The sequence below is a fragment of the Paenibacillus sp. FSL H7-0943 genome (genome assembly GCF_037963265.1).
Lineage (GTDB): Bacteria > Bacillota > Bacilli > Paenibacillales > Paenibacillaceae > Paenibacillus_AQ > Paenibacillus_AQ odorifer.
Window position 1 is genome coordinate 2,128,301 of the sequence record NZ_CP150148.1, and the last position, 21,100, is coordinate 2,149,400.

General features: G+C 47.8%; 19 protein-coding genes. 7 read left to right on the plus strand and 12 right to left on the minus strand.

The genetic code is table 11. From position 1 onward, the window contains the following. Positions 1–2: 2 nt before the first annotated feature. Both NSQ55_RS09120 and NSQ55_RS09125 read left to right on the plus strand, forming a co-directional pair. Positions 3–1,619: a response regulator gene (locus NSQ55_RS09120; protein ID WP_339174458.1), complete on the plus strand. Its 1,617-nt coding sequence runs from the start codon at positions 3–5 to the stop codon at positions 1,617–1,619. 93 nt (positions 1,620–1,712) lie between these two features. Beyond that, the gene (locus NSQ55_RS09125) at positions 1,713–3,098 is read left to right on the plus strand and encodes a sugar ABC transporter substrate-binding protein (protein WP_076124878.1); all 1,386 of its coding nucleotides are present in this window, start codon (positions 1,713–1,715) and stop codon (positions 3,096–3,098) included. A 77-nt stretch (positions 3,099–3,175) separates the two neighbouring features. On the opposite strand, the gene NSQ55_RS09130 is transcribed toward NSQ55_RS09125, so the two are convergent. From NSQ55_RS09130 to NSQ55_RS09155, 6 genes are read right to left on the minus strand one after another with little or no spacing between them, the layout of a single operon-like run. Further along, entirely contained in the window at positions 3,176–4,306 is a 1,131-nt protein-coding gene (locus NSQ55_RS09130; RefSeq protein ID WP_076184268.1) for a YheC/YheD family protein, read from the minus strand. After that, positions 4,288–4,806, minus strand: coding sequence for a GNAT family N-acetyltransferase (locus tag NSQ55_RS09135; RefSeq protein WP_076124882.1), 519 nt, complete (start codon positions 4,804–4,806; stop codon positions 4,288–4,290). The genes NSQ55_RS09130 and NSQ55_RS09135 overlap by 19 nt, the downstream gene beginning before the upstream one ends. A gap of 26 nt (positions 4,807–4,832) precedes the next feature. After that, entirely contained in the window at positions 4,833–5,945 is a 1,113-nt protein-coding gene (locus tag NSQ55_RS09140; protein WP_339172735.1) for a YheC/YheD family protein, read from the minus strand. Further along, a complete protein-coding gene (locus tag NSQ55_RS09145) occupies positions 5,942–7,315 on the minus strand; it encodes a YheC/YheD family protein (protein ID WP_036683976.1) in 1,374 nt (457 codons plus the stop codon). The genes NSQ55_RS09140 and NSQ55_RS09145 overlap by 4 nt, the downstream gene beginning before the upstream one ends. Continuing rightward, positions 7,316–8,482, minus strand: a complete 1,167-nt coding sequence (locus NSQ55_RS09150; protein ID WP_076220185.1) for a YheC/YheD family protein — start codon at positions 8,480–8,482, stop codon at positions 7,316–7,318. Positions 8,483–8,492: 10 nt separating this feature from the next. Continuing rightward, positions 8,493–9,860: a YheC/YheD family protein gene (locus tag NSQ55_RS09155; RefSeq protein WP_076124889.1), complete on the minus strand. Its 1,368-nt coding sequence runs from the start codon at positions 9,858–9,860 to the stop codon at positions 8,493–8,495. A 435-nt stretch (positions 9,861–10,295) separates the two neighbouring features. Between NSQ55_RS09155 and NSQ55_RS09160 the strand changes: the two genes are divergently transcribed. Next, positions 10,296–10,634 carry a YlbF family regulator gene (locus tag NSQ55_RS09160; RefSeq protein ID WP_036683973.1) on the plus strand — a complete coding sequence of 113 codons (339 nt, stop codon included), beginning with the start codon at positions 10,296–10,298 and terminating at the stop codon, positions 10,632–10,634. Between the two features lie 120 nt (positions 10,635–10,754). Here NSQ55_RS09160 and NSQ55_RS09165 read toward each other — a convergent pair whose 3' ends face one another. Beyond that, entirely contained in the window at positions 10,755–11,330 is a 576-nt protein-coding gene (locus tag NSQ55_RS09165) for a hypothetical protein (protein WP_076184272.1), read from the minus strand. Positions 11,331–11,525: 195 nt separating this feature from the next. Here NSQ55_RS09165 and NSQ55_RS09170 point away from each other — a divergent pair, with 195 nt between their 5' ends. After that, the gene (locus NSQ55_RS09170; RefSeq protein WP_076184273.1) at positions 11,526–11,807 is read left to right on the plus strand and encodes a hypothetical protein; all 282 of its coding nucleotides are present in this window, start codon (positions 11,526–11,528) and stop codon (positions 11,805–11,807) included. A gap of 854 nt (positions 11,808–12,661) precedes the next feature. Here NSQ55_RS09170 and NSQ55_RS09175 read toward each other — a convergent pair. Next, complete coding sequence (locus NSQ55_RS09175) at positions 12,662–12,802, minus strand: hypothetical protein (RefSeq protein ID WP_339172739.1); 141 nt, start codon at positions 12,800–12,802, stop codon at positions 12,662–12,664. Between the two features lie 106 nt (positions 12,803–12,908). Next, entirely contained in the window at positions 12,909–13,739 is an 831-nt protein-coding gene (locus NSQ55_RS09180) for a hypothetical protein (protein WP_339172742.1), read from the minus strand. 300 nt (positions 13,740–14,039) lie between these two features. On the opposite strand from NSQ55_RS09180, the gene NSQ55_RS09185 reads away from it, so the two are divergent. Then, on the plus strand, positions 14,040–15,374 hold the full coding sequence (locus NSQ55_RS09185) for a DRTGG domain-containing protein (protein ID WP_076124897.1): 1,335 nt from the start codon (positions 14,040–14,042) through the stop codon (positions 15,372–15,374). A 134-nt stretch (positions 15,375–15,508) separates the two neighbouring features. On the opposite strand, the gene NSQ55_RS09190 is transcribed toward NSQ55_RS09185, so the two are convergent. From NSQ55_RS09190 to NSQ55_RS09200, 3 genes are all read right to left on the minus strand, one after another. After that, the gene (locus NSQ55_RS09190) at positions 15,509–15,823 is read right to left on the minus strand and encodes a YtpI family protein (RefSeq protein WP_076124899.1); all 315 of its coding nucleotides are present in this window, start codon (positions 15,821–15,823) and stop codon (positions 15,509–15,511) included. 83 nt (positions 15,824–15,906) lie between these two features. After that, complete coding sequence (locus NSQ55_RS09195; RefSeq protein WP_038569663.1) at positions 15,907–16,407, minus strand: DUF4044 domain-containing protein; 501 nt, start codon at positions 16,405–16,407, stop codon at positions 15,907–15,909. A 5-nt stretch (positions 16,408–16,412) separates the two neighbouring features. Beyond that, positions 16,413–16,736: a YtrH family sporulation protein gene (locus NSQ55_RS09200; RefSeq protein WP_036678886.1), complete on the minus strand. Its 324-nt coding sequence runs from the start codon at positions 16,734–16,736 to the stop codon at positions 16,413–16,415. Positions 16,737–16,877: 141 nt separating this feature from the next. On the opposite strand from NSQ55_RS09200, the gene NSQ55_RS09205 reads away from it, so the two are divergent. Both NSQ55_RS09205 and NSQ55_RS09210 read left to right on the plus strand, forming a co-directional pair. Next, on the plus strand, positions 16,878–20,519 hold the full coding sequence (locus NSQ55_RS09205) for a DNA polymerase III subunit alpha (protein WP_339172747.1): 3,642 nt from the start codon (positions 16,878–16,880) through the stop codon (positions 20,517–20,519). A gap of 74 nt (positions 20,520–20,593) precedes the next feature. Next, on the plus strand, positions 20,594–21,094 hold the full coding sequence (locus NSQ55_RS09210) for a phosphatidylglycerophosphatase A (protein WP_036678892.1): 501 nt from the start codon (positions 20,594–20,596) through the stop codon (positions 21,092–21,094). Positions 21,095–21,100: the final 6 nt, after the last annotated feature.

Below are 21,100 nucleotides of genomic sequence, written 5' to 3' on the forward strand. Positions count from 1 at the left end.
GTATTGTTGATGATATTCCTGCAGTGGTCCGCGGATTGTCGCAGCGGATTCCTTGGGAGGAACATGGGATTGTGATCGCGGCCACCGCGGCAGACGGGGAAGAAGGTCTGGAGCAGATCCGCAAGCATCGTCCTGACATCGTATTGACGGATATCCGAATGCCTTTTAAGGATGGTTTAGAGATGATGCGGAGCATCCAAGCCGAGCAGCCAGGCATCAAACTGATTTTTTTGACGGGTTATTCTGATTTCACCTATGCCCAGGAAGCAGTTAAGCTGGGTGCCTTTGATCTGATTGTAAAACCGTATACCAAGGTTCAAGTGCTTGAATCCGTGTTGAAGGCCAAAGAAGTGTTGGAGCGGGAACGCAGTCAAGCTGAGCAGATGATGGGCATGGAACAAAAGCTGCGCGAGAGCTTACCTTATTTGCGTCAGGAATATATGCGTCTGCTCATCCGTTACGGAACTAGGCAGCAGCACTTGAGCCAGCAGTGGGATTTTTACAATATCGAGATGAATAACCATAACTTTTGCGTGATGGTAGCGGAAGTGGATTTTTTTGTGGAACGTACATCAGAACTTACGGTTTCCGAGGTGGAATTAATCCGCTTTGCCGTACAGAATATTTTGGAAAATACAATATCCGAATACACTCGGGGCATTGTGTTCCGGGAAAATGTGAATCAGTTCGTTATTGTGATGAACCCTCTGGCGGAACCGAATATGGAGCAACTTGCAGAGAAATGCCGGGAAAATGTACATCGGTATACGTACCAGACGGTATCCATTGGACTGGGTGGAGAGGTGGAGGAGGTAGGGCAGCTTTCTGCTTCCTATGCGCAGGCGCTGTCTGCACTTGCGAACACCTTTCTAAATGGTGGGAACAGCGTGTACACCTATGTTGAAGATGCAGTCGTGAATGCCGTGCTACCCAGATACTCATATGACAAGGAGAAAGAATTGCTTTATTGTCTGCGTTCGGCGAATTTGTCCAAAGCAGAGGAGCAGCTGGATCATATTTGGCATGATTGGATTACTGCACCGGCAACGCCTAACCCGTCCATCGTTAAGACGTTATGTCTTGAACTGGCTCATTCTATCCATCGGATTTTTTCGGAAAAAGCAACGGATTCGGAAGTTAAAACTCTGGAAAATAAGCTTGCAGACATGAGCAGTGCAGTCTCTTTTGAAGATCTTAGCCGCCAGATTCGGGAATTTTGCCGTTTGGGCTGTACGTATTTGCAACAACGCCAATGCAGTGACGCGCGTATGCTTGTGGATCGGGCCATCACTCATATCAATGGAAATCTGCATCGAAATCTATCCGTCGCCGACTGTGCACGGGAGGTGCATCTTAGTCCTAGCTACTTCTCCAATCTTTTTAAAAAGGAGACGGGGATGACACTCGCCCAATATATTATCGGAAGACGAATGGACAAAGCCAAGGAGCTAGTGTTGGAAGGCATACAGGTTCAGGATATTGCCATCTCTTTGGGCTATGAGGATCGACCCTATTTTACAGAGCAGTTCAAAAAATACACCGGAATGACGCCGACTGACTTTCGTGCAAAATATAGCTTGCCTAAAGTGGAGGGAAACAGTGATTTCGTCTCCCATTGACAGTTGTTTTCTCCTTCACTGATAAAAGGGCAGTGGAATTATAATTTTCTTAAGAAATGAATGCGATTTCAAAAGAAAAGGGAGGCATTTTAGATGAAAAGAAATAAATGGATATTAGCTGGGGTTTCGCTGATGCTGGCTGGCTCGTTGGCCGCCTGTTCATCATCCGAATCTAATACGGAGGTAAGCAGCAGCAATACAAACTCCGACAAAACAAAATTGGTCTACTGGACCATTGATCGTCATGATTCTGATTTTATTGAGCAAAAGATCAGCGAGTATGAAGGTCTTAATCCCAATATCGAGATTGAAATGAAGGTTATGGCAGAGAACTATACGCAGTCGGTGGATATTGCCTTCTCCAGCATGCAGGCGCCTGATATTCTCCGGGTGGATACTTATAACGTGCCAACATGGGTCAAAAGAGGGTATCTGGAATCTTTTGATAGCTACATTTCACCAGAGATGAAGAGCCGGTTCGAGAACGTACTTATCAACGAGAAAAATACCGTTGACGGCAAAATATATAGCCTTCCCAATATCGGTCAGTTCTGGCGCCTCATCTATAACGTAGATTTGTTCGAGAAGGCTGGCATTACAGAGCCGCCTACCACACTCGCAGAGATGGTCGAGGATGCCAAGAAAATTACGGCAGCGGGAAAAGATATAGGCGCTTACGGCTTCGCGGGTAATTTCAAAAGTACCAGCGGATTTGAGCGTATCGCTTATCCAATAACAACACTTAGCAAGACTAAGGGCACAGAGGGCTTCGACTTCCAGACCGGGCAATTTGATTTTAGCGTATATAAAGAGGTTGCTGAGGCGCTGCGGCAGATTAAGGTGGATGGAAGCATGATGCCAGGATCGGAATCGCTTGATATCGACCCGCTGCGTGCGCAATTTGCTCAAGGCAAGATCGGTATGTATTTCAACCATTCCGTTGAGCCGACGGTCTACAAAACCCAATTCCCAACTGAAATTCGCTGGGCAGCTGCGATTCCTCCAACCATTGACGGGGAGCAGAAGGGTGTCAGCCAAGTTATTGCAGGAAGTTATTTGGCTATGAGCAAGGATTCGAAGCATAAGGAAGAAGCTTGGAAGTTTATTGAATGGATGTACAGTGATGATGTGCAGATTGCTTACCAGGAAGCAGGGTATGGGGTTTCGGTTATCCCATCGGTTGCTACTGTTGCCAAGGCACCAGACATTGCAGGAATTGAAGATTTTCTGCCTACGAAGTTAGACGGGATTTATCCAGCGACTCCGATGGTTATCAGTGAGGGACGTCTGGAAGGACTAAAGAAGGTTGATGTCTTCAATAGATACATTTTTGGTGGTGGAGATTTAGATAAAGAGCTTCAGGACTTGAATACTCGCTATAATGCGGCACTTGAAAAAGCCAAAGCCGCAGGTGACACCGATATCGAAGCACAGCCGGACTTCGATGCAGGTTCCCTGCAGGGATCATTGGCCAAATAAATCGAAAAAGACGCCTCTTAGGCTCCGTATTAATACGAGCTAGTGGCGTCTTTTTTTGATGACTACTATGATAATTTTTATTCCTCAGTCGTTTTAGCTGTGCTCGGGGTTCCTTTGTTATTGTAGAGCCACAGCGCGTATTCCAGAGGGCGAATCAGGGCTTTGCGGTATGTGGTTCCGTCACCTGATCTTGCGAACACTTCACGGGCGGGCTTGGGATTAACCTCCAGCACGTAAATTTTACCTTCGCGATCAATGGCGAGGTCCAATGCAAGCTCACATAAGGCTCCGTAACTTTCTTCCAAGAAGGCTGCGGCATCAAGGCCCAACCTCTCGGCAGTCTTCATGACCTTATCGGTTTTATCCTGACTGCCCAGCCATTCCTTCAGCAGCGTTTCCGCTCGAACGGCATGACCACCGCCATGAAGATTGGAGGTTACACTCCGCGCTGCACCGACACGTGCAGCCATACCTGTCAGTTCCCAGACACCTTGCCCGTTCTTTTGAACGAGCATCCGGTAATCATGGAAACGTCCGCCCGGCAGACGTAATGGAATCCCCTGTTGGATAAGGAAACGCCCGCCGATGCACCATTGCCGTACGATGGAATCCAGCCGAGTAGAAGAGACTTTACGGGTGGGAATGATTCGGCGATCCTGACGACGGCCTTGAATATCATATACCCCTCGCCCATCCTTCATTCTCTCAATTCTGAGGATGCCACGTCCGCCTGTGCCGTTTGCCGGCTTGATATAGACTACTGAATTGGTTTTCAGCATCCGGCGCAGGTCGGCAGAGGACTGATAGAGTAATGTTTCTGGCATATGCTGCCGGAAACGGCTTTTTTGTGAAAATGTTTGGTGAATGGTCCATTTGTTGCGCAGTGGACGATTCAGAAATAACAGATGATTGTAGCGTTCTCGGAAACGAAGCAGTTGCTGAAAGCGTGAGCTGCGCTGAATACGGCAACGGTCATAAATCATATTCGGAAAAGAACGCCATTTGCGTGACCATTTTCCGCTCTTGGGATCAAAGACAAGGGCATGGATCTGCTCTTTGCTGGGATGAACATCCATGGGGGTAAACACAAAGACATCCAAGCCAATTCGTTTGCCCTCGACGATCATTCTCCGGTACACGGCCTTTTCTTCAAGCTGCTTGGCTTCGTTAATATATAAAGTAAGAATGCCTAAGACGGGCTCTGGCACAGGAGTTCACCTTCTTGTGGAGAAATAGTAGTGCTGCCGGTATGATGGGGTGACCGGAGCAGTAATGTTGGCTTGCCGGTAGGACCAGTGGTAAGTGTGTCGGCAGCAAGGCCGATATTGAAGCACATCTTTAGGCTAGCAGTATTGTCGCAGGCAACACTGCATTGCAGATGCCCGAGGCGTTTCAGCTGGGCAGCCATTAAGGCAGTGCCGGTATGTCTATTCCGGTAGAAGGGGTGCACAGCGACAAGACAGGCTTCTGCACCGAAACCGGATACGAAGCTGACTCCTGCGAGCTGGCGCCCATTCTGACCGCGTACGGTGGCGACAAGCAGCGAGATACCCGGCTCTGACAACTGATCCGGTGTTAATCGGGCCAGTACTTTGCAAGCTTGGTTTGTGATTCGCTTCTCCCCATGCGCTCTTATAAACTCAAGCAGTCCAGCCAGCCGTGATTTCCACTGTTTGGCATTTGTGTCATAGATGGAGGATATCTGCATGCTGTGTCACATCCTTTTAATGATTTCTATTTAAACTGGCGCGCTAAATGCTGGCCGTAGTGAAAGATTCGCTCTAGGGACAGCTTGCGGATCGCGGGTTCATCAAATTTCATCGGCCGGGAGTTGGCCTCAAAGAACCAGAGTCCCCCTTTCTCATCTACACCCAGATCCATCGACATCTCTCCGAGCATAGAATCAGAAGCTCTTTCAATTTGTCTAGCGATAAGAAGGGCGGTTGTAGGCACACTCTTCAGGATCATGGCTGCTCTTTCGGTTCCAAATGTACTTTCCAGCATGCTGGCAGGCTCTTCAATACTACCGCCGCGTGGTACATGTGTCGTTATACTTCGGGCACCGGCGAGGCGTGCACCTATTCCGGTGACTCCCCAGCCGCCTCTGCTGTTTTTTTGCAGCAGCACCCGCAGATCAAACGGTCTTCCCCGATGAGTCGCCAGTTCAATAGCCTGCTGCACAATATAACGAGAGATTCCTTTTTCTTTTCCGATTCTTGCCCAGAGCCGGTCCATGGAAGCTGCTTTGTACGTCACATTTTTTTTGCCGCTTTGAATTTGGAGCCGGTAAGGCAAAGCGGTATCTGCACGATATTTTAGGCGCATAATTCCTTTTCCTGCTTTGCCATTCTCTGGTTTAAGGTAGAGGCTGGTATGCTGGTTCAGCATGGCAGTAAGGGTGTTTGCACTGCGTAAACGCCTCGTTTTTGGAACATGCTTTGAGGTGGAGTGCGAACCCCTTAACCATTCGAATAGACTCCATTTATTGAAAAAGTATGGATTATATAGCTTAATGCCTGGATGTTCCAGGCATTGAGCTATTTTACGTACCACAGCAGGTTTTTCCTCATCCTCACGGGTGGGAATTCGGTTATAAATGATTTGTGGAAGAGGTACAGGAATGCTGTACCAGATTTTACCGCTGGACGATGGGACATATCCGTTCACCATCCGTTCCTCAAGCTTGAGGTCACGGACAGTGATGACGTAGACAAGAAATCCCATTTCTTTGCCTGTGCGAATAATGTCCCGGAAGTTGCTGCGGTTGCCATTAAATTGCCGTACTTTATCGCTGGTTGTCAGTATGGCAATAACAGGTTTTGTATCTTCCGGATTATGGGTGCTCACATCTCATCCCTCCTGCGGAATTTGCTGAGGTATAGACAATGCTCCAGAATGTGCTCGATGGAAGCTTTGCCCTCAGCGCGCAGGGAAGGGTGACGGAAGATGGAACGACCTGGTTTGGCGTTGGCCTCGAACATCCAGATGTCTTCATCCTGATCAATTCCGAGATCAAAGCCAATTTCACCGAGCAAATGACGATGCTGGACTTCTAGTGATTCTGCCAGCTTGATGGCTGTAGTCTTTGCACGCTGCAGTACTTCATCAGCTCTTGCGCCGAATACACGTCCGAGTGCTTGCTGAGGTGTGAGCAATGCTCCTCCATTTTTAAGGTGAGTGGTGACACTGCCACGGCCGGCTTTTTTAGCGCCTATGCCGACTACAATCCACTGATTACTGCCGTTTTTATGCATATGGAACCGGAAATCAATCGGGCAGCCATCTATTTCAATGAGACGTATTCCCTGCTGAACTATATAATTTTGCAGATTTTGACCGTGACGCGAACGAAGCATACGCATAAGGGCTTCAAAGGTGGTAAAGCGTAAAAGAACGTTTTTTCCACCGCGGCGGTAGCGGGCAAAATACCCCTTTTTCGGGAGATAGGTAAGCCGATAAATTCCGTGACCCAGACTTCCCGCAGAAGGTTTATAGTATACAAAATGATGGTGATCCAGCATTTCTCTCATTTTTTCCGTGGACGGATTGCTGTGGGTTTCAGGTACATATCGATTTGCCGCCCCATCATTTTCTAAAAGCTTATAGATATCGGATTTATTGAAAAAGCTCCAGTTAAAGTATGGAATTCTTTTCCGCATAAATCGTTCGCGAAGTTGGTTGATATAGGGTGAGGTCTCAGCTCTCCGACTGGGCAATCGATTATAGACAACATCAGGTAGAGGGACCATTTTTCGTTCAAACTTACCGCTTGAAGTCAAAAAATATCCATAGACCTGTTCCTGTTGCCAGTTGATGTCACGCGGCATAAAGGCAAATATATAACATTTGTTGCTGCCTTCCCGCAGTAATTGCTTGATGAACCCTGTGCGAGAACCGAAGGGCTGAGACGAGGAAGCAGGACCATCGGACAATATGCCAACTAAAGGTCCTAGCTGCACCTCGTCATTCTGTAGATTGCGTAAATAGACACCACCTGATTTCGGAACCTTGATAGCGCTTTTTACGCCTGAGGCGAGATATAGGTGATTTCCGGCGCGCTTGATGGGCTTGATCATGGTCGGGGTGGCATCTTTACCGAGCCTTAAGCGTATATTTTTTTTCCCCGTTAACTTCAAGCTTTTCATCAGTGCACCTGATACATATACAACTCTTTGGGGCTGCTTAGTGAAATGCACATTGCAAAAAGTGAGACTCATTTATGAATCCTCCTTAGGAACCATTGTTATCATTCTCCCGTTTGTAACGGAGCTGCCCGTAGATAGGGATGGTATCCGTCGTTGTGTGAGCAGTAGATGGCGCGCATAAGACAGTGGATTCTCGGCGGCGAGCTTAGCAGCCCGGCGGTCGCCCGTCAGCCGGAATACCGTGCGCCCTGGCTTGGAATTTGCTTCTAGTAAATGAATCCGACCGCTCGAATCAATACCGAAATCAAGGCCGAGTTCTCCAAGCCTGCCGCATGCAGCCTCCAGTAGGGGAGGTAAGTATGCAGCTTCTGCAGCAAGCTCACGCATGATGTCTTTTCCACCCTGACCATATTCAGCAAGCAAAAAAGGCAGGGGAGAAACAGCTGTTCCGCCGCCATGCAGGTTCGAAGTCAGCGAACCTTGGTTACCCAGCCGTACGGCCATGCCGGTAAGAGTCCAGCGGCCAAGGCCATTCTTTTGCATCAATACACGCACATCGAACGGTTGCCCCTTACTATTCGTTAGGTGCAGGAAAGGCTGTATAATATAGCGGCGTGAGCCGATAAATTCATGAATCCAGTTCAGTCCTTCAGCCTGTGAGTCGAAAACATATTGAAAAGGTGTATTTGTACCGTCACGCCCTCGTACTCTCATGCCTCTGTTTTGCAGTATGGCATGTAATGTACGTTTGCCATGGGTGCCGGCCTTGGGCTTTAGAAAGACTCCATATTCTCTTTCAGCAAGCATTGTACTTAACCTGCGGGTACCGGTATAGAGTACAGTTTCCGGCAGTATTGCCGCTGCTCTCCGGTCGCGCTTCAATATCTCATGTACACCCCATTTATCTGGCAAACCTCGAGACCAAGGCAGGGAACGATGAAGAGTAGAGAGAGCAGCGGAAGCTTCTTTTCTTTCTTTAGGACCTTCGTAAAAGCAGCGATTATAGACAATATCTGGCGGTGAAGAAGTGGTATTCTGCCAGCTTCCATCTTTCCAGGTATAACCGGTAATGGAGGACCCGTCTGCCGCTACTCCGTCTGGATGAAATACGAGGACTTTTAGGCTGTATAGAGGAGCTGCCCGGCATAAATGACTGCAAAACTCTGGCTCGGCGATCGGTGGATTCCCGTTGCGGCGGCCTGTCATAATGCCGAGGAACCCCACTTCTGTTTCAGTCATCGTGTCCTCCTTATAAACCGGCCAAGTAGCGGCAATATAAAATCATTTGCTTGACGGACGGTCTTATTTTTTGATCGTTTAACGGTGTATTATCGTTCTTGGAGGGCTTGGAGTTAACCTCTAAGAGCCATATTCGTCCTGATTGATCCAGTGCCAGATCGATTCCGAGCTCTCCGAAATGAGCGGGGATAAAGGTTTCGACCCCTCTTGCAATGGCAAGTGCTGCTCTGGGCAGCTGAAGCTGAACGTTTTCTTTTGCGCCCGGAGGAAGACTGCTCTTGCTAACCGCTTCTTTTACAGTGCTGAGACTGCCACCTCTAGCTAAATTAGACACGAAGTGATTGCTTCCGGCGGTGCGGGCGACAATGGAGGTAACCCCCCATTTTCCGCTGCCATTCTTCTGAACAAGTGCCCGGAAATCTACAGGCCGCCTTCCTAGCTCCATCAAAGGCAATCCCTGCTGAATCTGGTATCGAGTAGTCTTCATTTTGGGAGCGATGGACTGGTACAATTTAGCGAGAGTGGTGTAGCTTTGCTTGCGTGTACCTATGGAGGTAGTAGACAACAGACGGTAACCTCCGCCTTCTTCTTTAGAGATACGAAGTATGCCTTTGCCGAGACTGCCTCGTACAGGTTTCAAAAATACACTTGGGTAATGGCTGCACATCTTCTTCATTACGGCAAAGCCGTTCAACGCATGCGACTCAGGTAAATACCGCTGCAGGGAAGGGTCTTGCGCTAAAGCTTCAAATACCTCTGTCTTGTCAAGAAATTTTTCGTTGAAGAAATGCGTTCCATATCGTGATTTTACATCCGCCAAAAAATGCTGTACGCTAGGTTTATTCTCCACCTTTCGCGTCGTTAACCGATTGTTGATTACATCGGCAATGGGCAGACTCATTTTTCTCCAACCCTCGTTGTATACCCAGCCCTGAATGGAAGAACTGCGTGTTTCCAGCGCTTCCGGGGTAAAAAAATATACATAGGCGCCTTGTGTGTGGCAGGCATTTGTCAATTCCCGGCAGAACATGGTAATGGGTCCAAACAACCTGTCGAGATTATCTGGATGGTCACGACTGACGAGCACGCCGATCAACGGTCCAAGCCGCAAGGTGCGGCTTACAGAGCTGTAAGAAACGTTGAGGGTTTGTCGGTGTTTCCATCCGGTCCGCTGCGCCAGTCCTTCGCTTACACGCAGGATGTCGGATTTGGGAGCCGAGATAATGGTAACCTCCTGCCGGAAAGAGCCGAATGCCAGCTGGAGTGTTCCGTGAGACGGGATTTTGAGTCTTTTCATGGATTTTTCGCCAAGCATTATAGCGTTTTCCTGCAGGATGCCCGAGTTGACCGTATGGACCGGGATCTTGAATTGGGACATCGTGGATCTCCTTCCGGTAGGCAGCATGATGCCGGCAATTTGGTAGCTAAGGGTTACATATCATTCATCATATGGAGACAGATGACCCTTGGTGATTGACCTAACCGCTAAAAACCTTGCCCAGTCATTTCATAAGCTCGGCCCAAGAAGCGAAACAAGTATGGAATGAGCGAATATTGGAAACTGAAGCGACGTGGATTCAGGAAGCAGCTGCTAACAAAACTTAAGCGTATGTTTTCGGAGTGAGTTTTTAGAGCAGAGTAGATTCAGGAAGCAGCAGCTAACAAAACCTAAGCGTAAGCTTTCGAAGTGAGTTTTGTACGAAGACGATAGGAAGTGTACGCTAACAAAACTTAAGCGTAAGCTTTCGAAGTGAGTTTTGTACGAAGACGATCTGAGGAGTGTACGCTAACAAAACTTTTAGGAGGAATCATAATGAGCATTCACGACAAAGCACATGAATTGGCGAAAGCCATTAAAGAGAGCAGCGAGGTATCGGATATCAGAAATGCCATGAAGGTCGTAGAAACGGATCCTGAAGCAAAAGCGATGCTGGACAATTTCCGCCAAGGTCAGATGGAGTTGCAACAACGGATGATGAGCGGAGAAATGCCTCCACAGGAAGAAATGGAAAAGATGGAGAAGCTGTTCGAGGTGCTTAACTTGAATCTTGGCATTCGTCGTCTGTTCGATGCGGAACGCCGTCTGAGCGTTGTAATCGAGGATGTAAATAAAATTATCACCGAGAGTTTGTCTCAATTGTACGGCGAATAAATTTCAACAATGAAAATCAAAAGAGGGTGTTCCCGAAGCCGGTGGCTCTGGAAACACCCTCTTTCTTATGGATGTGGCTATATGGCTAGCCCCAACCTCAACCTCAACCTCAACCTCAACCTAATCTTGTTTACCTTCGACTGCGCAGAGAAGAATACCAGCTGCCAAACCTAAGCGGCGATCAAGCTTGCCTTTTCGATCCTCCGAGAAGTCAGCCATAATTTTGGTGACAAATGGATTGAAATTTTGCTTGAAGGCAGGGATCGTAGTATCATCCATCTCGATATTATATTTCTGCGGAATAATAGCGATGAAGCGGCGCAGTAGAGCCATCGCGGTGCTGTCTTCCTTGATTTTTCCGATTTCCTGATCATGACGGTCAAGAATAATCCATTCATCCTTCAAAATAGATTTGAGACCCTTACGGCGAAAAGAACCAATATGCTCACCGGACTCTGTATCGTGTACATCATAAGTAGCGCTAAAATCAACTACATTGCGGGCTTTTATGCGCAGAAGCTCCTTCTGCATGGACTCATCCGTATAAAGTGCAATGTCTTCTTTAAGCTTGAACGCTTTCATTTGCGAATAGAGCACAAGCTGCTCAGAGCTATCAAAAATATGAAGTTTCGCACCCATGATCGAAAATACTTTTTTGCGAATTATGTATTCGGTATGATTATAAGCTGCATTCAATTCAAAAACGCCTCCCTAAATGAAATCATCATCTCATATATAAGCGTCTCTTGCTATATAAATGCTAACCTTTTATACATAATTTTGAAAAGGTATATATTTTTTAATGGACTTGTCTCATATTACGGGCCTCATGTTCATAGAGTAGAGATATAGATTCAATCGAATATCCTGTCTACGAAGGAGCTGTTATTAATGAGAAAAAGAAACAAGTTCAAACATGGTATCTATTTGTTGCTGGCGTTGGCCATGCTTTTGTATGCACTGCCGAAGCTTTCGCTTGCGAATGGACCGAGCTGGGTGTTTGGTTTTGGAGTCGTCTGGTCACTTTTTGCGTTTATGGTCATTGCGGCACATTTGCATTTTATTATCGGGGTTGATGAAGAAAAGTCCAAACGTTTGGAAGCTGTGCGAAAAGCAAAGCTGGAGCAATGGCAGACAAAGTGGAATGAAGAAACTAGAGTTTCGCAAAGATAATAGAGTTGGCATCGGATACTAAAAAGCTAGATTAGCTTCAGGTCTCTCGAATAAGCGCGGCAGTCGTGCAAAGAGAGGGTAAAAATGCCTTAGAATATTGCGCAAAGCGTAGAAGTGGCGCAAAGAGAAGCAAAAATGCCTTAGAATGCTGCGGAAAGCACAGAAGTGGCGCAAAGAGAGGCATAAGTGCCTCAGAACGTTGCAGGAAGCGCAGAAGTAGCGAAAAAAAAGAGGCAGAAGTGCCTCAGAATGCTGCGGAAAGCGCAGAAGTGGCGAGAAGAGAGGCATAAATACCTCAGAATGTCGAGCAAAACGCAAAAGTGGGGAAAAGAGAAGTATAAATACCGTAGAATGCCGCGCAAAACACCAAAGTAGCCAAAAGAAAGGTATAAATACCGTAGAATGCCGTGTAAAACAACAAAGTAGCCAAAAGAAAGGTATAAATACCGTAGAATGCCGCGCAAAACACCAAAGTAGCCAAAAGAGAGGTATAAATACCGTAGAATGCCGCGCAAAACGCACAACTAGCCAAAAGAGAGGCAACAATGCCTTAGAATGCTGCGGAAAGCGTAGGAGTGGCGCGAAGAGAGGCAAAAATGCCTCAGAATGCCGCGAAAAGCGCAGAAGTAGCGAAAAGAGAGGCATAAGTGCCTCAGAATGTTGCGGAAAGCGCGGCAATGGTGCGAAGAGAGGCAAAAATGCTTTAGAATGCTGCGGAAAGCACAGAAGTGGCGAAAAGAGAGACACAAATAACGTAGACTGCCGCGCCAAAAGACACACTCATACGAAAAAGCCCACTAGCCTAAGCCAGTGGGCTTTAATATGTTCCTGCATTGCTAGCAGGGGGCTAAATGTTATTTTCCACCCGTAAAAGGATTGATCTCATTCGTGAGATCTCTTCCAGCCTTCTTTTCTTCTGCAGATATCCGTTTACCGAGAGCCGCGTAATACCACACTGCAGGAAAGAGAACCGCGAGTATAACAAGAAATTGCATAAGCTCAGCTCCTTTCACGTCGATATTATAAACTTTTTTCCTGATCGTAGAGAGGATGGATATGATCCTACCATCATCCCACCCACTTGTTGCAAAAACAATCCGACTACTTTTTACTGACCGAGCATTCTACTTCAAATACATAACTGGCGCTTCCCTGAGGCCATCTTGCATGGATGATATACAGATGTCTGCCTCTACCTGCTGCGAGTTGAAAACTATTTTTGTCCACGGAAAGGGCTTCGTCCGGTCGTTCCTCACGGGGAAATGAAGCCATAACCTCTATCTCTTTGGGTGCATATGAGAACTCGAGTTCTACCCGATCACCGCTGATGGCTTTAGGATGTACCTTTTGTTTGGAAACCAATTCATCGTAAGAAGCCATATCCACACATACGCCTTTGCCATTGTCGTTCCAGCAATAAGAGCCTTGAATAGCCTCGAACCGCTCACCGCCAACAGTAACTTGAACACTTGGGGGCTGTGGGTTAGCAGTGTCTTCTGATGAAATCTTATCTTTAAAAGTTGATTGAAACAAGTCCAATAGATCTTTTTTGCTGGTATCTGACAGACGATAGTGGCCCATTTGTCCGGATTTAATGAGTAACCCACTGTTACTTCCGTCGATCCAAAAAGAGAACTCATAACTTATGCCATCCTTCATGTTCACAGTGGTGCTGTAATCGCTGGAAGCAATATCTAGTTGTCCTCTATCATATTCAGCAGTAGTTATGGCTTGAACGAAACGTTCAAACGAGGATGGATCCGAAATAGTGGCCATGGGCTGTTTTTTTTCAATTAAGTTAATAGAAACTATATTATTTGCATCCAACTCAATCTGGCCTGCTTGTTTTACTTCGTTTCCCGTATTTCCACAGCCGACCAGTCCTATAAAAAGCAAAGTAATAGTAAGTAGTAATAAAGCGGTCTTGTTCATCTCTTCAATGCTCCTTTACACATTCTTTAATTCTCAGACTATAAAAAAGAGGAAAAGGTTGCTAAATAAAGGCAGCGAATGTTTAAGGTCAGCTTAAAACGCATCAGAGATATTCAGTTTCAAAAAATTCGATTTTAAGGTGGTTTTCAAACTTACTATGTGGCAATACCTACCTTAATCGTAGATTGTGTAAGGAGAGTGAAATTCGAATTCGAAGCTTATGAATCGGTTGTACTGAGCCATTCTATCCGTGTATAATAGGTACAGTATAGTACAGATCGGAGCATGGGGGTGTAACAGTTGGAAGGTCAAGGCGATGCGATTACTAAACACGAGCAACTGCTGCAGCATATTGAAGGTCTTAAGGTAGGCACCAAAATATCTGTTCGCAAGCTCGCCAAAGAAATGTTAGTCAGCGAAGGGACTGCTTACCGTGCAGTGAAGGAAGCTGAGAATCTCGGGATAGTCATCACGAAGGAACGGATTGGTACAGTTCGTGTAGAAAAGAAACCTCGGAACATTTCAGAGCAGCTGACGTTTGGCGATGTAGTTGATATTGTTGAAGGGCATGTGCTCGGCGGAGCAAGTGGACTAAATAAACATCTGCATAAATACGTGATCGGGGCGATGAAGGTCGATGCGATGATCCGTTATATAGACGCTGACAGTCTGTTGATTGTAGGTAACCGCGATGATGTTCACTCTCTAGCGCTGGAGCAGGGTGCGGGGGTTCTGGTGACAGGGGGCTTTGGGACGAGCCGTGAAGTGAAGGCATTGGCAGACGAGCTTGATCTTCCCATTATTTCTTCGAGACATGACACGTTTACCGTCGCTTCAATGATTAACCGTGCCATTTTTGATAGATTGATAAAGAAAAAAATTATGCTGGTAGAGGATATTATCGACAGCAAACCGCGCCTGAATACGTTGAAAATCTCTAGTACCGTCGGCGAGCTACGACAGGTTTCTGAGGAAACTGGAGAGCAGCGCTTTCCCGTTACGGATGAATGGAATCGAGTCATCGGCATTATCGGTCGCCGCGATGTAGAGGAATTGACGGAAGGCCAGATCATTGAAAAAGCGATGATTCGCAGTCCGGTTACGGCTGCACTGCAAACCTCACTAGCCTCCGCGGCCCAGATCATGATGTGGGAAGGCGTGGATTTTCTGCCCATAGTGGACCGTAACCGTAAACTGGTAGGCTCCCTAACCCGTAAAGAAGTACTGCAAAGCTTACGCGATGTCCGGAATCAACCTCAGCTGGGAGAGACTTTTGATCATCTCATTTGGAATGGTTTTGCGGATGAGCGGGACGAAGAGGGACGATTGTTCTTCCATGGCTTTATTACGCCGCAGATGGCTACGGATCTTGGGACGATTTCTGAAGGAATATTGTCTACGCTTATGACGCTCTCGGCATTTAAAGCAGCTAAGGACATCACAGGAAATGATTATGTACTAGATAATATGTCCACTTATTTTATCCGACCGGTACAGATCGAGCATGCGATCATTGTAATGCCGAGACTGCTCGAAATCAGCCGCCGTACCTGTAAGCTTGAAATTGAGATCAGCCACTCGGATACTCTGGTAGCCAAAGCTGTTCTGATGCTGCAATCCATTGATCATGGCTAAAAAATGGTTTGCTAGCTGGATAGCATACGGTAAATAGGATCGTATACATGCTAAATAGACTGCCCTCATCATTGAAAGAGAGGGGAGTCTATTTTATTCTTTCTATTCCGTCAGAACAGCAGCTAAGCTTTCGACTAGTGTTGTTCCTGGCTACGGCTGCGACTACGGCTGTAAAAACTATAGCTGCGTAGCCCCGAGAAGATGTTGAACGCACCAATCAGCAGAAAGGCAGCTTCAACAATGATATTAACGGTAGAGCCGCGAAACAAAAACATGGATATCAAGGACAGCGTTACGAGCATAGCACCGAGCATCACATTCATGACGGAGCGTTTCAGCCCTTTATCTTGGGGATTTAAGGCACGGCGGGAGGATATGCTGAACACAGCGGCACCGATTACAAAGATCACCAGCAGGATAAACAATAAATACTTGATAAATAAAACCATGGACAGCCAGCTCCTTTATCGTGTCTTGCAGTAGCCAAGAAGTAATTTCCACGTCTGTCCATTATTGTATCACACGATGGCTGTCAGCTGCGCTTAAAAGGACTGATTTCTACCCAGATTTGCAGGACGCCTTCCATGACGAGCATGGTTCGGATTTTGACAGAGTATTCCTTGTCACGCACAATGTATAGCTTACCATCCAACAGCAGTCTAACCAGTTTGCTGTCTGTATCAATATCGAACATGCTGCGGCCGCGCATCGGTTCCAGATCTGAGCCCATTTGGCTTATGATTAATTTTACAGTTACGGGGTCAAGTGGGGTATCTTCTTTGGATTTGCTTTCCTCCGATCGAATTTTGATTTCTCTGATCACGGTTGAGGTATTATTGTATTTTTTGAGTGTCTGAATATCTTTTTGATATTGCTCGATCTGTACACGCAGATCTTGATTATGCAGCCATAATACGTTATATCCTACATGGTAAATAGCATTGTATATGACAGCTCCTACGACGATCCCTAGCATGAATATAGCGGAGATCTGGGTGAATCTGCGAAAACGACTGAATGGTGGAACTCTCACTGGCGTTACCCCCTGCCGCACACCCATTTTACTAGCTCACTGCCCATATGGGCTCCTAGAAAAGCGAAGGCAAGATACATGATTTGTTTGATGGCGGGGGAGAGGTTGCCTCCAATCATGTTGCTTTCAATGACCCGTAAGGGGTCCATAGTACCTCCTACAGCGGCTGCTAGTGCCCATATTTTAATCCGATCTGCCACATCCAGCATCGTTTGCGTCGGCGGTTGCAGGGATACAACGGCGCCGATTCCGCCGAGCATAGCTCCGCCAAGCACGATGCCGAAGGCGATAAAGAAGTCGAGGATAGCTTTGCTCATAAAAATGCTCATACAGGCCCCTTCCCGGACGAGGCATTTACAAGCTTTGCCTGTCCTTATGCTCTTAATCCATTCTATGGGCGGGTCCCCCTTTAATATGATAAAATAGTTTCATCTTATGTTTGATTTTTGCAGTAGAGAGGAAGTGGGGTTATGAGCCCTTTCGTGCATTTGCATGTGCACAGCGAATACAGTTTACTGGACGGGGCGGCGCGCATTACCGATCTCGTGCGCCGGGCCGGCGAATACGGCATGAAGTCGCTGGCGCTTACGGATCATGGAGTGATGTACGGGGCCATCCCCTTTTATAAAGCGTGTAAAGAGAATGGAATCAAGCCGATTATTGGCTGTGAAGCTTATTTAACCGCGGGTTCACGCCGTGAGCGGGGCAGTCGAAAAGATCAACCGATCTACCACTTGATTCTGCTCGTCAAGAATGAAACCGGCTACAAGAACCTGATGAAGCTGATCTCTATCGGCCATCTGGAAGGCCATCATTATAAACCACGAATTGATATGGAAGTGCTGGCAGCTCATTCAGAGGGGATTATCTGCCTAAGTGCTTGTCTGGGCGGAGAAGTGCCGCAGCATCTGCTGCATGGACGTGATGAGGAGGCGCGCAAGGCTGCGCTGCGATATAAGGCGATTTTTGGCGAAGATTTCTATCTGGAGCTGCAAGACCACGGGATCTCCGAGCAAAAGAGAGTCAATCCCAAGCTGATCGCCCTTGCCGAGGACTGTGAAATTCCACTTGTGGTGACGAATGATGTCCATTATTTAGCGAAGGAAGATGCTGAGGTTCAGGATGTGCTGATCTGCATCGGAACAGGCAAAACGGTGGATGATGAGGAACGTCTCAAGATCGGAACAGATCAGCTGTTTCTAAAAAGCAGCGAGCAAATGGCGGCATTGTTTCCACATGTGCCGCAGGCTATCGCCAATACCTTATTGATCGCAGAAAAATGTAATTTGGAGCTTACCTTCGGCAATCATATTCTGCCTGCCTATTCTCCGCTCCCTGAAGGCATGGATTCCGCTGCTTATTTGCGTGAGCTGTGCTGGAAGGGGATGGAGGAACGATATATAGATACACCGCAATGGACTACACCTGAGCAAAGAGAGACGGCTGAGAAGCGTCTCACCTATGAGCTGGGTGTTATCGAGAGTATGGGCTTCAGCGATTATTTTCTAATTGTGTGGGATTTTATTGCTTATTGTCATCGTCAGGGAATTGCTACGGGACCCGGACGGGGATCCTCCGCGGGTAGTCTCACCGCATACTCTTTGCGAATAACTGACGTGGACCCATTGAAATATAACTTGCTCTTTGAACGTTTTCTAAATCCAGAACGGATCACCATGCCGGATATTGATATCGATTTTAGTGATGAACGGCGTGATGAGGTTATTGGTTATGTAGTGGAGAAATACGGCAAAGAACATGTGGCGCAAATTATTACTTTCGGAACTATGGCTGCACGGGCTGCCGTTCGTGATGTAGGCAGGGTGCTGAACTTGCCTTATAACGAGGTAGACAAAGCTGCCAAGCTTATACCTGGTCAACTAGGGATCAGCCTTGCCAGAGCGCTGGAGAGTACACCAGATCTTAAAGCACTGTATGATAGCAATCCAAAGATAAAAGGGCTGCTGGATATGGCTATGAAGGTGGAGGGCATGCCCCGCCATGCTTCGACACATGCCGCTGGGGTTGTTATCTCGAAAGGTCCGTTGACCGATGCAGTCCCACTTCAGGAAGGTAACGAAAGTACGGCGTTAACCCAATACTCTATGGAGCATTTGGAGAGCGTCGGGCTGTTGAAAATGGATTTTCTGGGTTTGCGCACGTTGTCGATTATCGAACGCTGCATGAATTCGATTAGAGAAATGAGCGGAAGTGTTCCGGATTTCCGTGTCATCCCAGATCATGATCCAGCTACGTATGAAATGCTTGGGGCTGGTGAGACAACAGGGGTCTTCCAGCTGGAGTCGGCGGGCGTTAGACGAGTACTTAAAGATCTGAAGCCTAACGGCTTTGAAGATATTGTATCGGTTCTAGCGCTGTATCGTCCGGGTCCGATGGAATTTATCCCGAAATATATAGCAGGCAAACACGGTGAGATTGAAGTAGAGTATCCACATTCTGATTTGAAGGCTATATTAGCGGACACCTATGGGATCATTGTGTATCAGGAACAGATCATGCAGATTGCTTCTCTCATGGCGGGCTTCTCGTTAGGAGAAGCGGATCTGCTCCGTCGAGCGGTCTCAAAGAAAAAACGTGAGACGCTGGATAAGGAACGGAGCCATTTTGTTCAAGGCAGCTTGCAGCAGGGGTATAATGAAACGGATGCAAATGCTGTTTATGACATGATCGTGCGCTTTGCTGATTACGGCTTCCCGCGTGCTCATGCCGCGGCTTATGGAGTATTGGCTTTCCAGACAGCCTATCTCAAGGCGCATTATCCGGTGCAGTTTATGGCGTCTATGTTGACCGCTGTAATGGGCACTCACCGCAAGGTAGCGGAGTATGTGCTGGACTGCCGCCGCACAGGCATCGGCGTGTTGCCGCCGGATGTGAACGAGAGCGGCGTATTGTTTACTCCGGTTCCTGGCGAAGGAACCGGAACCGGGCATATCCGCTTTGGACTCGCAGCCATTAAGAACGTCGGAACACTGGCAGTGGAAAACATTATGGCAGTCCGCAAGGAGCGGCCGTTCGACAGTCTGCTAGATTTCTGTCGACGTGTGGACCTACGGGTCTGTAATAAGCGGGTAGTGGAATCTTTGCTGCAGGCGGGAGCTTTTGACTGTCTGCCGGGTCACCGCGCCCAGCTGCTGGCTATGCTGGACGAGACGGTTGACGCTGCGCTGAAATGGCGCAAGGAGCGGGATGAGCTGCAAATCCAGCTGTTCGACGATTTGGTGGAGACACCGAACTGGGAGATCCGCTATCCGGATATCCCTAAGTTCACCATTGGCCAGCAGCTGGAGATGGAACGTGAGCTGCTGGGGTTATATCTTTCGGGCCATCCGCTTGATGATAGCGCGGAACTGCTTGAGGAGCCCGGTATGCAGCGGCTGATGGATCTTGGTGAAGCCGCGGATGAGAGCCAGACGGTTACGGCCGGAATGGTAGTATCCGTTAAGGAAATTACGACGAAGCAAGGAAAATCGATGGCCTTCGTCGAATGGGAAGATCAGATCGAGCGCTGCGAGGTCGTGCTCTTCCCTGAGGTGTGGAAGCGAAGCCGCAGCTTGATTGCCAAGGGCGCGCTGCTGGCCTTGCGCGCTAAGGTGCAGCAGGAAGACGAAGGCTTCAAGCTGCTGGCCGAGGAAGTGGCGCTGCTGTCTGCGGAGGCTCTCCGCGGGCTGTTGCAGCGCCGCAGTGCCGCCGCGTCCCGCTCGTACAGCGCGGGACGCTCGGCCTCGGCAGGAGCGCCGCCACGCGGCGCAGCTCCTGCTTCCCGGACCAGCGGTGCCGCCACTGGTCCGGCTGCCAGGCCAGCAGGCGGCACAACGCCGCCTGCAACACCTGCACAGGTCGCGCCAGCAACAGCGGCGACCTCAGGCCAGCGTGTCTTTATCAAGATCACGCCGGCCTCAGAGAATGCAGCGTTGCTGTCGCGCCTGAAAGAGCTGCTGCAGAATCATCCCGGTCCTGCTGCGACGCTTCTGTTCTATGAACAGGATCAGAAGCTCCTAGCTCTTAGCGATAATTATCGAATTAAGCCGTCCGAGGAACTTTTCGCGGCGATCGAGGTTATGCTGGGTGCAGGTACGGTAAGAATAAAATAAGAACAATTCTCCCCTTTTCCGCATACATTAGGAAACCACAGGGCACATCCCTGTACGGAAAGGGGAGTCGCAGCATGTCCTATCAAATGGCAGTAGATCTGTTGGAACGCAGAGGTGTATCACTTTCCTCCATTGCTGAAATCGTATATATTTTACAATCGGTTTATTATCCTGGTTTAACCAAGGATGAATGTCTGTCCAGCGTCAAGTCTGTTTTGGGCAAAAGAGAAGTGCAGTATACTTTAATGACAGGTGTTGCTCTTGATGAATTAGCCGAGAAAAAACTGCTTCCACAGCCGCTGCAGGCGGTAATGGAGGCTGATGAATCCCTCTACGGAGCGGACGAGACTCTGGCACTTGGTATTACAGGGGTATATGGGATGATCGGACTGACAGGTTTTGGGTATTTGGACAAAATAAAGCTTGGAATCATTGGTGAACTGAACGATGATAAAGGTAGGATTCATGTATTCTTGGATGACCTTGTTGCCGGTATTGCTGCCGCCGCTTCCGCCAGAATTGCTCATCGGCATGAAGGGGCAAAAGTATATCCTTTAGGCACGGACAAGGAATAATTGAGC

What these genes read in the sequence shown, in the direction of transcription:
- NSQ55_RS09125 (WP_076124878.1), top strand. Translation starts at nt 1,713, where the DNA reads ATGAAAAGAAATAAATGGATATTAGCTGGGGTTTCGCTGATGCTGGCT.
- NSQ55_RS09135 (WP_076124882.1), bottom strand. Translation starts at nt 4,806, where the DNA reads ATGCAGATATCCTCCATCTATGACACAAATGCCAAACAGTGGAAATCA.
- NSQ55_RS09145 (WP_036683976.1), bottom strand. Translation starts at nt 7,315, where the DNA reads ATGAGTCTCACTTTTTGCAATGTGCATTTCACTAAGCAGCCCCAAAGA.
- NSQ55_RS09150 (WP_076220185.1), bottom strand. Translation starts at nt 8,482, where the DNA reads ATGACTGAAACAGAAGTGGGGTTCCTCGGCATTATGACAGGCCGCCGC.
- NSQ55_RS09155 (WP_076124889.1), bottom strand. Translation starts at nt 9,860, where the DNA reads ATGTCCCAATTCAAGATCCCGGTCCATACGGTCAACTCGGGCATCCTG.
- NSQ55_RS09160 (WP_036683973.1), top strand. Translation starts at nt 10,296, where the DNA reads ATGAGCATTCACGACAAAGCACATGAATTGGCGAAAGCCATTAAAGAG.
- NSQ55_RS09170 (WP_076184273.1), top strand. Translation starts at nt 11,526, where the DNA reads ATGAGAAAAAGAAACAAGTTCAAACATGGTATCTATTTGTTGCTGGCG.
- NSQ55_RS09175 (WP_339172739.1), bottom strand. Translation starts at nt 12,802, where the DNA reads ATGCAATTTCTTGTTATACTCGCGGTTCTCTTTCCTGCAGTGTGGTAT.
- NSQ55_RS09180 (WP_339172742.1), bottom strand. Translation starts at nt 13,739, where the DNA reads ATGAACAAGACCGCTTTATTACTACTTACTATTACTTTGCTTTTTATA.
- NSQ55_RS09190 (WP_076124899.1), bottom strand. Translation starts at nt 15,823, where the DNA reads ATGGTTTTATTTATCAAGTATTTATTGTTTATCCTGCTGGTGATCTTT.
- NSQ55_RS09200 (WP_036678886.1), bottom strand. Translation starts at nt 16,736, where the DNA reads ATGAGCATTTTTATGAGCAAAGCTATCCTCGACTTCTTTATCGCCTTC.
- NSQ55_RS09205 (WP_339172747.1), top strand. Translation starts at nt 16,878, where the DNA reads ATGAGCCCTTTCGTGCATTTGCATGTGCACAGCGAATACAGTTTACTG.
- NSQ55_RS09210 (WP_036678892.1), top strand. Translation starts at nt 20,594, where the DNA reads ATGTCCTATCAAATGGCAGTAGATCTGTTGGAACGCAGAGGTGTATCA.